Raw genomic sequence first — 13,540 nt, forward strand, 5'->3', positions numbered from 1 at the left:
ATTTTTTAAAGATTATTTATTTACCCTATAAAAAGTCCGTTTTGGAAATAACAAACGGTGCCTCCAATTGTTTTTTGACCTGAAAAGCCTTCAAATAATTGCCATCCTAAAGCCTGCACATATATTTTAAACCCTTTAAACCCACTTCCACTTGTATTATTCAAAAAGATAAACCCATCATTCACTGTCAGCGCATTATTAACCCCTGATGCTCCCGATGCGCTAAGCTCCAATGCTGTATTTCCAACATTATTTCCTGATGCAGAAATTGTAGCTCCAGTGTTTATGACATTCCCAGCATCTTTAGAAGAATTAATCATGAAGTTCCCAATATACTGGCTGTTCGGGTAAACATCATTAGAAATCATAAGTCCATCAGTGAGATCACCATTAGTATTCACTGTACCAAAAAGAATTTTACCGGTCGTACTTGTAAGTGTTGATGTTGTGATTTGCCAACCATTAACCCCGCCTATTGTGCCGGTTTCTGCTTCGATTACTCCTTTAATATTTGCATTTTGAGCTATCAACTTACCATTCTGCAACACTTTGAACACAGCGTCATTCTTATGCGCATAATCTGCTCCGGCTCCAAATCGGATACTATCTGAACCGGCATCTGTTACTGAAGAAATAAAGGCGTTTCTTTCTGTGTTATTTCCGACTTCAATTACCTGAGACATTAGTAAACCATTATCAATAGATGTAAATCCGTCTGAACCGTCCGTGAATTTGATCTTTCCCTTTATTTCCTGTGTATCCAGGTTGATTGTCATTTGGCCGTCAAGTGATGAAATAATTCCTGTCCTGATCAGTCCGCCATTTATGGTGGTTGTTCCAACAGTGATTGATAGAACTCGTACATTTTCAACTACAGAGTGAAGAATACCTATCAAGAAATAGTAATCATTCGCATCTGCATCGAACTTGATTTGGTCCTGGCTGAAAACGATTGATCCGGACTGATCGGTTTTAGAACATTTCCCGTACACATATCTAAACTGATCATCTGGAACTATTTCCACATTCTCCGGAATATTCCATTCTTTATCGAATGTCTGAGAATAGATGATTCCGGGATTTACTTTGACTTTATTTTTATTGTTCTCAAACATTACGTAGAAAACAACACTGCAGCTTATCTGCTGACTACGGGCACCAACAGAAATCATATTCGTTTCGATAGAATTCGGACGGATGTTCTCAGGATTAAAATAATCATCCGTATCAAAAACAAGGTTCTTAAGCTCCTCAGTAGTTTTTAAGCCTAATTTCGAATAGTTAATCTGTCCTAAATTGGTAATAGATAAAACATTTTTTATTTCCTTGATTTGAAGCTCTACTTTAGAACTATACGCAATTTCATATGAATCTGCAATTACAATTTTTAACCTAAAAGGATTGTAATCATAGGATTCAATAAAGCTATTCGTAATCTGATTTACTCGCAAAACTTTGTCAATACCTAAGACCGGATCATAAACCTGAATATAGTCACCAATATCGAACTTCCCTACTCCAATTTTTTCCATGTAAGCCGGATCGACATTTAGATCATAGGAAACTTTAGCCTTAAGATTAAGATTGAATTGCTTTGATCCCTCAATAAATAATTCGTTTTCAGCATTAGTCTCATATGTTTTTGGCATTACAATATCAAGTAGCACATATTCATCACCTACAGAAAACTGAAAGGCGGTTGAAGCCTCGTCTGGGAAACTTTGCCCCTGATCGTTTTTGAATGGTATAATTTCAAAACTTTTCGTTGTGTGATTATACCCGCCTTTTTTTATTTCAAATTCGTAACCCGCCAGATTGCCAGTATTGAAATGCACTTTTGCTGAAGTTCCAGCAATAAGGTATTTTGTTGTCACTCCATCTGCTTCTTTTTCATTCAAGTCAAAATCCATCGTGGAATCTGAGAACTTGAATTTAGTTTCGCCTAATGAAGTGATTTTACCAGTTCTTTTTGGATAAATTTCATCAAAAGTAATTGAGCCCTCCTTAAGTCCGAAAGCTGTAATTGATCCGGCGTCTTCCAGATAATCCGCATTAGGCAACTTTAATCGCTTACTGAAGTTTCTATATTCGTTGGGAATATTATTGGTACCACCAAATACATAAAGCCTGTTTACAATATCGTTATCATCAACATTATTCCGAGATAATGAATACAACCCCTTCCCTTTTCCGTACTCAAATTTAATAGGCACTTTTTTGCCGTAATCTCCGGTATGAATTACGAACTTTCCGTTTTCATATTTAATCCAGAAATCTGTTTTAAATTCATTGCAAATCTTCTGCATAGCAGACAAGCATGTATCATCGCCAAAAGTAATTGTTTTAGTTTCCCCGTTGGTAAAATTTCCCAGCTCCCAATTGGCAGCAAAACGCTTCATATTGTTTTTTAAAGCCAGCAAGAAAACCTCGATGGTTCCGATCAAAGGAAATTCCAGATCAGGACCAAATCCGGTTGCATCTGCATTGAAATATTTGCAACGCTGCATATCGAACATTAACCCCTGAGCGGTAATATTATACTCGTATGAAGTATTGCTGTTTTTCACCAATGCCGGCAATGTATTGATGCGGTACACAGAATCAAAAATGACGAAATAATCATTAATGAGAATATCCAGCTTTTCCCGAGAATTCAGTTTAATAGAAACCGAATCGTCCGAAAGCATAACCCGGTTAAGAGTTGCAGATTCTACAGAACGTTTCCCTCGCTCAATTAAATTAAACAAGGGTGATCCGTTTCTGTATAGTGTTATATTATTCAATTAAATTACTTTATTAATTGCGTTCATTACGATATTCGCTATTCTTCTGTAGCCCTCTGAAAACTGATGTACACCCTCATAAGTCAATTGTTGAATATTGAGAATGTTTTGATTGCATTCATTAAATAAGTCTGCTAATGGGAAACTGTATTTTCTTGATACAGTTCTAATCGCTTCTGCATAATCATTTAAATCACAATTAACAGCGTTTTTAGTAAATGAGTTCCGCGGATTTGTAGTCGTAAACGGAAATGTGTTCACCTGTGTAGGCGTACACATTATAATTACAGCTTTATTATTAAGAGAATACACTTTGTTAACATATTTTCTTAATTCAGCATAAAAAGTCCCGTTATTAGTGTCATTATCAAAGTCAGCCAAAACACCCAATGGAGTCGCCAGCCTGTGATCGTTAATTCCAATTAATAGCGAAAAAATGTCATGTGAAACCCAATTAGTTGAACTTGCATTTAAATTCGCTAATGTAAACCCTCCTGTCGCATATGTAGTTGATGTTTTGAACTTCGCTGATTCCTGAATAACAAGTTGAAAACCTTTACCGTAAGTTTGATCCAATCCATATCTTGTAATAGAATCACCGCAATAAGCTATTGACGTGACTTCCAAATCAAGCCTATTTGCTGATAGCATTTTTTGTCTATACGATAATGTTAAAATTGCACTACTATCGTTATAGAATAGATATTTGTCAGCATACGCCGGTCTAGTATCTGTGTTTATGTATAACGTACCATTTACTGTTGGTGTGTAGTTTCCATCATATGGTTCGGCTACACTCGTACTCGCAGCTCCGGCAGAAACCACAGTAGCTACCGAACTCGCGTTTACGAAAACAACATTAGGCACAGTACCGCTGGCTCCAACATTGTATCCTTTATAATAAGCCGTAACTCCTGCCGTCAACTGAATTTCAATAGTTTGCCTGGTTCCTGTTGACGTAGTTATAGTCCCATTTGGTTTAATATACTGTCCGCTTTTTAGAATACCATCAACTCTAGGTGGTATCTCAAAAGTCTGGTCAAAAGTATTATTTCTAATAATTTTATCAGCTACTGTACTGATCGTTTTGTTACCTACTGAATTCTCACTCACCTTACTTAGTATACCATCTGCTTTATCTACTTTAACCCAAATATCAGAAGTATAAGAAGGAATGTCTGTTGCTGTTGCAGTTTTACCTACTTTGACTTGCCATATCGTTTCCTGATAAACCGATTGTGTTCCAGCGGTGACTGGAAATTGTAAAGCCTCAAAAGCTGTTAAATTTTGCGCTGCCTTAGCCATTTCCTCTTCTGACTTCGTCCATACTGTCCCCTTTTTATAGAACATCGTTGAAAACCCTTTTATGGCTTTCAGGTTCCCGGCATTAGGATAATTTGTTCCAGGATCTGCTGAAGAAATAGAAGGCTTGTAACTGCCGTCTTCTGTAGGTGTTGGATCAGTTGGGGAAATCACTCCCTTAAAATCTGATTCAACTTGCTCTTTTATTTCAGCAAGCTTTTTATCTTGTTCCTCCTTGCCTTTCTCGTACTGTTCTTTGGATACGGCGTTACCTATTAATTGATCTTTATCAATCGTAGCTATGTTAGCAGGTGGTATTAAATCTTCGATTATAATCGTTACTTGTTCGTCCATAGTTTTATATTTTTTCCCAAATTGTTTCCGCTGGTGTTTGAAGGTTTTTTAAATCTTCAATATTTCCCGCGATAATTATTATCTTTTCTTTTCCTAACATGTTTTGCCACTCTCCTACAACCTCAGCGGTTTCAATACGTGGATTGTCATATTCTATCCCCGGAATTTCATTTCCACCTGAGTCCAAAACTTTATAAATGAATTTTCCGTAGTCCGGAATATTAACTTCCTGAATTACTGATATTGTATTTTTACCCGTAACGCCTTCATAAATTGTACTTATTGCAACCGCTTCATATGTGTTGTTAGGCTTCCTACCGATTACGTACAGTTTTATGTTTTTCGGAGTTTGAAGAGTCACCTCAACTGAGAATTGATAAGCGTTAGATTTTTCCGGAACTAAGTACACCTCGAAATATTGATCATTCGCACCGCTTACACTTACAAGCGATAAACCGGAATTCTCATATGACGGTACTGAATAGTTTTTGGTAAGGCTTACGTTTCCGCGGCCGGTTTGCTTGGTTCCATCTCCGAAGAAAATCTCTGTTTCAGAATCTATTTCGTAAGAAAGTTTGAAGGCATCAAGAGTAGTTTTAATAATCTTTTTTATAGGGTTAGGCTCAATTAACTTAAGTGTAAACGAGCCATACATTTGTCCCTTTCTAAATTCTTTTGTAAGCTCAGCCGGGCCATTAAGCAATACTTCATATGCGTATTCTTTATTGCCGAAAGGTTCAATAGTAAAACGCTTTGTGGACCTGGTATCGAATAAGGCTAAAAATGAATTGAAATTTTCCGTCAGCCTATTAGAATCAGATGCTATTAGCCAACATTGAAGTTCCATTTCTCGCGCTTCAAAATATGGCTTAGATAAATCAATTTGTTTTCCGTGGTATTCAGCCCAGGTGTAAGAGTTTCTTTCTCGCGGCTTTAATTTATCAAGAACGCCTTTAGACTCTGAAACATTAATTCCAAACTCCGCAAAATCCCTTCCATTAATTGACCACTTTAATCCCATCTTTTTTGCTTTACCACACAATCTCCATTAACTGCTCCTCCATATTGGTAAACAAATACCTCAGCATTTCCAATCCTTTCTATATTCACTTTTGACTCATCTAAAACAGTCACAAATATTTTAGAATATCCTGAAGCTTTTATTTTAACATTAGATTTTCCACGAATAAAAATCTCTGAAACATCAAATCCTGTGAATTCTATTTCAGATTCACTATCAAAGATAGCCAAATTAACAGCCTTGTTTATAGCGCTTTGCCTATAGTACACCCCGTAATTTTCATAATAACCACGGTATTTTTCAAGTACTTCTTTTGATGGGAAATTTTGCTTCAAAGCCCAGTCAGAATTTGTAAAAAACAATTCACAAAGGTTTTTAATTGAAGTGTCTTTATAAGCTTTTTCAAAGCCCTCTTTACAAGGGCTGAAAGTTTTCATTTCTTTTAAAATATAGTCTGTTTTCATTATATTATTCCGGCAAGTCCGTTTTTTACTTTTGCATTAAGCTCTTTGATCTCTTTATAAATTCCAGCAGTTGGTCGAGTATTTATCTCAATCTGTGACTGTACTAACAATTGACTTCTCATTACTTCTAATCCGTCTTTGAATCGCTTCAATGCCTCAGCCTGCATAATTCGCATTGCATTAATCTGACCTTCTAAAGCACCGGCAGTCTTTTCAGTAATTCCTTTGATGTCGCCTTTTAAACCTTGGGCGGCTTCAATAGTAGTATCAAAAACTTTATCGATACCCTTCAAAGCTTCCATAAGCTCCTTGATCCTTGGGTCATTTTTGTAATCTTTCAGTTGTTTGATTTCATCAGGAGTCAGACCGTCAAATACACCATCAATTTCAAAATTTGCAATTTGTTGTTTCAAATTGTTAAGTTTTTGCTGAAGCAAATACTTTTCATGCTGTAGCGCCTTTACTTCTTGGAAATTTCCAGAACTATCAATTTTTTGCTGCACTTTATCTAGTTCTGATTGAGTTTCTTTAATGGACTGCTCAATGCTTGCTGTATTTCCCTTTCCATAACCTAATGATGAGTAAAGTTTGTCAACCATTTCTTGGGCTACAGGTTCTAAAAATTTAATTCTCAAAGCATTTACCACAGCATTTTTCATTACCTCATCAACAACTTTATCAAATGATTTTGCAGCATCCTCGCCTTGCGCAAAGGCCTCTATAAGGGCATCAGCTAGTTTTTGTGATAATTCTTTAAATTCAACAGTTGTAACACTTTCTTTGAATTTTGATACGAGATCTTCTACTTGACGATTAATATCATTAATCTGATCTGTATATGAGGCAACTTTATCTTTGTCTACTTTTTTCTTACCTAGTTCTGTATCTCTCATTTGACTAAGTGTATTTTGCTGTGCTTTTAAATTCTCAATAAGATTTCTTTGTTGAGAAAGTGAAGCATCACCTGCCGTCTTTTCAATTGCTCTTTGTAGATCTGTATAGGTATTCTTTAGTGAATTAATAGCCCTTTCCCATTCCTTTATTTGCTTTTCACGTGCATTATCCCCTCCGACCAAGCTAGATATAGACATTACCATCTGAACAATACCTCCGGCCATTTGCGCATAGTTTTGTTTAAAATACCCCTGAACAGCATTAGACACCCCTTCAACTAATTGTTCTACATCTTTTAGAGCTTGATTTGAATCATCAGAAAGCATACTTAATGCATTCCCTAAAGAAGATGCAAAACCTATAACTCCATTAATAGCATTTCCGGAAGATTCAAAAATACCCGATAAAGAATCTTTAGTTACCTTTAACTGATCATTATATTCAAGACTACTCTTTCCAAACTTTTTTTCCGCATCGGCAAGTTTCCTTTTTTCTGAAATGTATTTTTTTATAGAATCACCTATTGTTTCAAATGGATTTTTTTCAATTGTATCCCCTATTTTTTTTATCTGATCTTGAATAATTTTTAATTGCTCAACACCTAGTTTTTGTCCATCAGCAGAATTAAGATATTCTTCAAGAGCCTTTTTAAGCTTTTTAAGTGTCTTAGGCCCTACTCGTTCTAAATCTCCAAAAGCTTTGATAAACAAATCAGATTTCTGGAAAACTTCTAAAGAAGCTTCAGAAATGTCTTTTGCTTCATTTTTATATGAAATCCCTAATAATCTTAATCTTTCTTGATCTGAATACGATGAATTTTCACCTATTCGATTTCTTATGTCTTCATATTTTTGCTTAATTTCAACAGCCTTTTGTTCGGCAGTTTCCTGTTCATTAACAAATTGAATTGCAATCTCCTTTTGTTGTTGCAATATTGCTCTTTTTCTTTCGTCTAAAAACCTTTTCTGACTAAGGAACAGATCAGAATTACCACCTTCTTTTTGGTAAGCTTCATCAATTGCTTTATCAATAGCTTCAATTTGATCGACATACGAAGGCATTAATTTTAGAGTATTTTCAAACTCTCTTTTAAAGACTTCTATAGGTTCTTCAATCCCCGTTAAAGTATTTTTAGCACTTTTAAGGTTAAGTAGGTAATCATAGTCAGATTTAGTTAATCTTTCACCTGCTATTGCACGATCATTCAATGCAAGTATTTCATTATCGATGTACTGTAAAAAACTATTAGAGCCCTTGAACAGACCTTGATACATTTTATCCGCTTCATCTTTTCCGAAATATTCAACCGATTTATAATAGTTTTCCCATTGCTTTTTCGCTAAATCAAATTTCTCCTGTGATGTCTTGTAGGAAATATCATCGTATTTTTCTTGAAGCGCTGCTCTTCTCTTATTTGCGTCTTCCAATGAAATAATTTCACCTGTTAAAAATGGATTTCCTTGCTTGTCTTTGTCATGTCCATACTTATCCAACTTTCTGATCTTTACTAAACCATTTTGCATTACTGCGATCGCATCATCTAGCAACTGCATTTGTTGTTGAATTTGTTTTGGAGATCCTATAGGAAATAATTCAGCAATCTGTTTTTCTTCTTTCTGTTTTTTGGGACTTACAAGATTTCTAATTCTTTCGATTTCAGCCCTGTATTCATTCCATTTTTTAGAACCAACAACTTGCTTTTTCTTTAAAGCATCTAATCTTTCAATCTCCTGATCATACCATTCTTCAGTAAATTTTGCAGGAGAAAAAGGCTTTTCTTCTTCAGCAGAACTTCCGCCATTAATATCTAAACCCTCTTTAACCGCCTTTTCAACGTCTTTTTTAGCTTCCGCTATGGTCTTTTTTAAGGCTGCAATCTTCTCCTTTTTCTGATTTTCAGGATTTGTAGACCAATAATCATCATTAAATGGATTAAAAGCCTGTCCAAATGCTTCGCCCCATGAAAATGTTTTAACATCTTTTTCAAGACTCTTTAATTCTTCTTCCCATCTGGCAATTTCTTGCACTTTAAGCATAGCTTCTGCATTTCTGTACAATGTTTTTGTATATGCTTGAACAGCCTTGTCAGCTTCACCAGTTCTTATCGCTTCAACAGAAAGACCTTTGATTCTATTTTCAGTAACCTTGTTCAGTTGGTCAACCATTTTCTTGGCATCACCATCTGATGTTGTCTTATCTTTTATCGCTTTTACAAGCGTCTCAATTTTCGTTTTCTGTTCATTAACAGATTGGTTTGTCCTTTTTAGATTTTCATCGAATTCTTCTTGAATCTTTTGTAACTCAGATGTTGCAGAAGCTGCCTTATATATACTGTAAGTCAAAACACCCAACAATACAATAACAGTTGCGTATGGATTAGACATTAAGGTCGCATTTAAGAAAGCTTGCGCTTTTGCTCCTGCTAAACTTGCAAGAGTTTGAATTCTTTGAACCACTGTTAATCTTGTTGTTGCTATAGCATTGGCATTTTTAGCCGCTATCTGAGCCGTTTCTGCTGCTGTTGCTGCTGTTTTTTCAGCAATGCCAACTGCTTGTGCTGTATTTTCTAATTGTTGTTTCGCTGCATTGAATTCTGTAGCAGCCGCTAAAGCTCTTTTTCTAGCTATAGAAGCAGTTTCCTGTGTTGCAATTACGGTATTTTGAGCCGTTACTACTCTCTTCTGCGCAATCTCAACTTCCCTCGCTGTTCCGTTCGCTTGCACGGCTGTTAGTTCCATTCTAGCCAACGATAACTGTACTCTTGCTTCCTGGGCTTTTGCCGCTGCTGTTATTCCAGATTGAATCGCAGATTGTTTCTTAATTGCCAAAGAAGAAACTTCAGCTTGTAATGCAGAATATTTAGCTCTTGTATTTGCAAGTTCAGCGGCAGCTTCTCTTGCAGTAGCTTCTGCCTGCCTTTGGGTAACCAATGCCCTACCAAGCTTCATTTTTTCGGAAATTCCAAGAAGTGCTATTTCTGACTGAATTGTCATGTTGTACATTCGGGCAAGTGCGTCAGTTGTAATTACGGCAGCCTTGTACAAACCATATGTAGCAACAAGTTCAAGAATTGATTTACTAACCTGTTGATAATTTTCGACTAAGTGCGACAGATAGTTTATACCTCCTGATAAAGCGGCTTCATTATTTGAGCCTATTTCATTTAGCATTAATTCAAACTCATGCTTAAGCCTATTAACAGCCCCTGTAAGTGTTGTTGCCTGTTTCCCAATAAGGTTATTAAATTTTCCACCTTCTGATGTTAAGTTGTTCATTGCTTTTTCAACCTCAGGAAACCCAACTTTACCTGCTTCAATTAAAGCCTTCATTTCAGAAACACTAACGCCCATCACTTTTGCAAGCTCACCCATAATTGGGATACCACGCATAGTAAACTGTAAAATATCTCTAGTGTAAGCTCTACCTTGTGTCTTTAAAGTTCCGTATACATAAGCAATATCTCCAATAGGAGCAGAAACTCCAGCAGCTACATTCCCAAGCATTTCAATATCATGAGTAACTTTATTCACATCGATACCGTATGCTAATAATTGCTTGCCAGCTTGGCCAATCTCAGAAAGTCTAAATGGAGACCTTAGGGTAAGATCTTTCCATTCAGCCATTAATTGGTCCATTTTAGATTTTGATCCAGTAATAGTTTCAATAGCGTTTTCCATCATTTGGAATTCCCCACGAACTTTAATCACTTCAAGCGTAAAGTCTTTAATAGCATGAAAAGAAAAATAGCTTGATACACCAACGGCAAGATTCCTAAATGATGAATCCATTTGTGTTGTTTGCTGCGCGGTGAAATTATTTAAACCTAATAAGTCCCTGCGAATCTGATCAACATTCCTCCTCCATTCGTTTAAATTCAACGTTGCATTGAAATTTAAAGCTCCTCCTACATTATTCATTCTTCATTATTTATATTGCTCCAACTGTGATAAAAAACTTTCCTGAGATAATTCAGAATAATTGAATGATTTCCCTTTTTTAGAGTCTTTTTTCACATCTTCATCTTTGTCGTAATCATAAGAAGGTGCATCAATAAGCATTCTTTGTAAGAAAGCATAGTCCACCTCTTCTAGTAAATAATCGAGTGTCCATCCAAAGTGGTGACATAGTTGACCACATAGGCCATAAATAGTTTTTAGGCCGTTTTCTCTACCTTCATCGGATTCGTCACTCTTACTGCGCTTAGTAATGTGGTAGAGATTGTAAAAGACTGGTAATCGTTCATTGAAAGAACGTTCTGTGTAAATTCAAGTAATTCTCTTGAATTGATATTGCTGAATAAATGCTCAGTTAAAAGTTTTCTGAAAAGCCAGTTATTCCATTTAGTGCCCAATATTGTAATAGCAATAATTTCAGCGCATATCTTTGCGTTATCGGCTACTGAATTAAATTGTGAGTTTAATATTTCTTGGAAATCATCGTTTTCCTGTTTCTCCTGGCTAACTTTAAGTTTGAAAAAACGGTAGCTTTGAGCAAACATTACTTTCAATGGTATTTTTTTTACCTTCCAAGTGATCTCTTTACCCCAGAATGATGTCTTTACAGTAAACCCTGCACTATTTAAAACCTTCAGCTCCTTTTCTTCTGCAATTATTTTTTCCTCTTCACTTAATATTCTCTCTTCTTCCATAATTGTAAATTTTGTAGTTAAAAAAAGCGCACCCACCTAAGCAAGTGCGCTAAAAAGAAAAATATTAAGGTGTTACTGGATATTTAACCAATTCAAACGAAGGTGTATTTTCTTTTGTTGGCCTCAGTACCTTTGCATTTACCGAAACTCCAAGTAGATTATCTTTACCCATATCAGTAGTAAACTTGTATGTGATAAGTGTTCTTACCACATCAAACCCAAACCCGATTTCAGGTGTAATTTTTAAAGATCTTTCAACGGTAACGTTTCCAATAGGAGGTGTATAATTTCCGTCAGTATCTTTTGTTCCAGCCCCAACCTCAACCAGCGTATCAGCGTCCGGATTAGCAACATCAAAGTCAAAAGACATTGCTCCTTTTGTAGTTCTTGTAAAAATAGGATCATCATATTCCTCAACATTGAAATCAGTAGTCGTACCGTCTTCCATGTTAATTTTTAATGTTCCCAGCATGGTTTCTCCTAATTTTTTAAAGACGGTGCCCATTCCCCCGTCTGATGCAACTGGTGCTAATTCAATTTTCGCTACACCATTGTTAATCTGTCCTGCCATTTTATTGAATTTTAATTATTATTAAATGCGTTTAATTTTAGTCTGAAATTGATATAGCAATCTTTGTCATCCATAATTGTTTGCTCAAACTCTATATCAACATTGTATTTGTCTGTGAATTTTCTTTCCAGAATTGGTTTTACTTTATCGGAAACAGCTTTTAATCGAATTTCGTTCGGAACGTTTTGATCTATTGCGTTGATCTTCACTTTTAGATAAGGTACATAGCAATTCACGTTAAATGCACCTGACTGAAAAAAAGTACTGTTAAGTGTAATTGCATTTATAACAACATCCTCTTTGATGCTGCCGGCCGGCCTAAAGTCTTTATACAGATCTCCTGTAATAATAGAACCAACACCTCCATTTTTCAACTCATTATAAATCCACTGTTTGGCTTCTATTACTGAATTCCTCACCGTATGTTATTTAAAAATTGATTGAGTTTTAATTTTGCCTTTAGTTCAGCACTAGTAAGTACATTACGACCTCTACTTTCTACTGTTGAAGCGTAGTTCATACCAGCAACAATAACCAATGCTATTTCCGGAAGAGCTTTAGCAATATCAATAGCCAAATCATATCCTATTTTCCTTCCATCTTTGGTTGCTGGTTGTGGTCCTTGTACTTTCTCGAAATCTTGACCAACTATACTACCGTTCAAGGTGATAACATATCCGATTGATGATCTTAAGTTTCCTGTGACATCTTGCCAATCTTTGTCTTTTGCGTAAGACCTAGCCTCGTTTATAGCATCTTCACCGACCACCCGCATAATCCTGATGATGTTCTGAATCTTTGCATCCAAAGCATCATTGAGGTACTGATTTAAACCAGGCATGTTAAAATTTGCTCTTACACCCATATTCTACTGTGTAGTTGATCGTATTTTACTCTTAAAACTTCTCCCTCAAGTCTGGTTTCACCTTTCTGTCCAATAACCCTAATGCTTGATCCTATATCAATAGACTTTAGTTTTTTAGGGCATTGAATGAGCCAGGTATATTCATACTTAATCTGATCATTAGAAATAGTCTTAGTACTTGAAAGGCTGTCTTCATCACGACATTTACCGAAGTCTTGCCATTCTTCAGTTCCTGGAATCCAGTTTCCATTTTCATCTTTAATAGCATCTGTTTTCACAAATACTTCTAGTTTATATGGATATTGTAATGCCATTTACCAAAGATTTGAACGATCACGAATTTTGTTTCTTTCCAAATTGTTTGGAAGTCCTAACTGGTCAGCGATCATACGGTAATATGCAAGCATTGCATCTTTATCATATTCGATTGTAAACTGTCCTTCTGAAACTCTTTTTGGAGATAATAAAAGCTTAGGGATTAAATTGTAAAACAGCGTATTAGTTTTTACTTCTAATTCGGGTTCGTATTCAGAGTCGCCATTCAATCCTATATTAATCAATTCTGCATCAATAAGCGAATCGGACACTTCAACCGACCATAACTCAAGATTTGCTGACAAATAATCCCTAACTTTCAT

General features: G+C 35.8%; 12 protein-coding genes. All 12 read right to left on the reverse strand.

Features of this window, described 5'->3' with window-relative positions; all coding sequences use genetic code 11:
- Positions 1–20: 20 nt before the first annotated feature.
- The 12 genes from SFA27_RS16705 to SFA27_RS16760 all read right to left on the reverse strand — a co-directional run bounded on the left by SFA27_RS16705 (position 21) and on the right by SFA27_RS16760 (position 13,540).
- A complete protein-coding gene (locus tag SFA27_RS16705; protein ID WP_407293671.1) occupies positions 21–2,747 on the reverse strand; it encodes a hypothetical protein in 2,727 nt (908 codons plus the stop codon).
- A 36-nt stretch (positions 2,748–2,783) separates the two neighbouring features.
- The gene (locus SFA27_RS16710; RefSeq protein WP_407293673.1) at positions 2,784–4,439 is read right to left on the reverse strand and encodes an SGNH/GDSL hydrolase family protein; all 1,656 of its coding nucleotides are present in this window, start codon (positions 4,437–4,439) and stop codon (positions 2,784–2,786) included.
- Positions 4,440–4,443: 4 nt separating this feature from the next.
- On the reverse strand, positions 4,444–5,460 hold the full coding sequence (locus SFA27_RS16715) for a hypothetical protein (protein WP_407293675.1): 1,017 nt from the start codon (positions 5,458–5,460) through the stop codon (positions 4,444–4,446).
- Positions 5,451–5,924, reverse strand: a complete 474-nt coding sequence (locus SFA27_RS16720; RefSeq protein ID WP_407293677.1) for a hypothetical protein — start codon at positions 5,922–5,924, stop codon at positions 5,451–5,453. Before SFA27_RS16720 ends, SFA27_RS16715 begins: the two co-directional genes overlap by 10 nt.
- Entirely contained in the window at positions 5,924–10,735 is a 4,812-nt protein-coding gene (locus tag SFA27_RS16725; protein WP_407293679.1) for a tape measure protein, read from the reverse strand. The genes SFA27_RS16720 and SFA27_RS16725 overlap by 1 nt, the downstream gene beginning before the upstream one ends.
- A 6-nt stretch (positions 10,736–10,741) precedes the next feature.
- Positions 10,742–10,876, reverse strand: coding sequence for a hypothetical protein (locus tag SFA27_RS16730; RefSeq protein ID WP_002984504.1), 135 nt, complete (start codon positions 10,874–10,876; stop codon positions 10,742–10,744).
- A 95-nt stretch (positions 10,877–10,971) separates the two neighbouring features.
- Positions 10,972–11,466 (reverse strand): hypothetical protein, encoded by a 495-nt coding sequence (locus SFA27_RS16735; RefSeq protein ID WP_407293681.1) that lies wholly within the window; start codon positions 11,464–11,466, stop codon positions 10,972–10,974.
- Between the two features lie 64 nt (positions 11,467–11,530).
- On the reverse strand, positions 11,531–12,037 hold the full coding sequence (locus tag SFA27_RS16740) for a hypothetical protein (protein ID WP_407293683.1): 507 nt from the start codon (positions 12,035–12,037) through the stop codon (positions 11,531–11,533).
- An 11-nt stretch (positions 12,038–12,048) separates the two neighbouring features.
- Positions 12,049–12,456 carry a hypothetical protein gene (locus tag SFA27_RS16745; RefSeq protein WP_407293685.1) on the reverse strand — a complete coding sequence of 136 codons (408 nt, stop codon included), beginning with the start codon at positions 12,454–12,456 and terminating at the stop codon, positions 12,049–12,051.
- A complete protein-coding gene (locus tag SFA27_RS16750; RefSeq protein WP_407293688.1) occupies positions 12,453–12,902 on the reverse strand; it encodes a hypothetical protein in 450 nt (149 codons plus the stop codon). Before SFA27_RS16750 ends, SFA27_RS16745 begins: the two co-directional genes overlap by 4 nt.
- Positions 12,893–13,216, reverse strand: a complete 324-nt coding sequence (locus tag SFA27_RS16755) for a hypothetical protein (RefSeq protein ID WP_407293690.1) — start codon at positions 13,214–13,216, stop codon at positions 12,893–12,895. The genes SFA27_RS16750 and SFA27_RS16755 overlap by 10 nt, the downstream gene beginning before the upstream one ends.
- Positions 13,217–13,540, reverse strand: coding sequence for a DUF6706 family protein (locus SFA27_RS16760; protein WP_407293693.1), 324 nt, complete (start codon positions 13,538–13,540; stop codon positions 13,217–13,219).

The organism is Chryseobacterium sp. HR92 (assembly GCF_045689405.1).
Taxonomy (GTDB): domain Bacteria; phylum Bacteroidota; class Bacteroidia; order Flavobacteriales; family Weeksellaceae; genus Chryseobacterium; species Chryseobacterium viscerum_A.

Bases quoted from the DNA above. Each gene is read 5' to 3' on its own strand.
- SFA27_RS16710 (WP_407293673.1), bottom strand. From the start codon at position 4,439: ATGGACGAACAAGTAACGATTATAATCGAAGATTTAATACCACCTGCT.
- SFA27_RS16715 (WP_407293675.1), bottom strand. From the start codon at position 5,460: ATGGGATTAAAGTGGTCAATTAATGGAAGGGATTTTGCGGAGTTTGGA.
- SFA27_RS16720 (WP_407293677.1), bottom strand. From the start codon at position 5,924: ATGAAAACAGACTATATTTTAAAAGAAATGAAAACTTTCAGCCCTTGT.
- SFA27_RS16725 (WP_407293679.1), bottom strand. From the start codon at position 10,735: ATGAATAATGTAGGAGGAGCTTTAAATTTCAATGCAACGTTGAATTTA.
- SFA27_RS16730 (WP_002984504.1), bottom strand. From the start codon at position 10,876: ATGCTTATTGATGCACCTTCTTATGATTACGACAAAGATGAAGATGTG.
- SFA27_RS16735 (WP_407293681.1), bottom strand. From the start codon at position 11,466: ATGGAAGAAGAGAGAATATTAAGTGAAGAGGAAAAAATAATTGCAGAA.
- SFA27_RS16740 (WP_407293683.1), bottom strand. From the start codon at position 12,037: ATGGCAGGACAGATTAACAATGGTGTAGCGAAAATTGAATTAGCACCA.
- SFA27_RS16750 (WP_407293688.1), bottom strand. From the start codon at position 12,902: ATGGGTGTAAGAGCAAATTTTAACATGCCTGGTTTAAATCAGTACCTC.
- SFA27_RS16755 (WP_407293690.1), bottom strand. From the start codon at position 13,216: ATGGCATTACAATATCCATATAAACTAGAAGTATTTGTGAAAACAGAT.
- SFA27_RS16760 (WP_407293693.1), bottom strand. From the start codon at position 13,540: ATGAAAGTTAGGGATTATTTGTCAGCAAATCTTGAGTTATGGTCGGTT.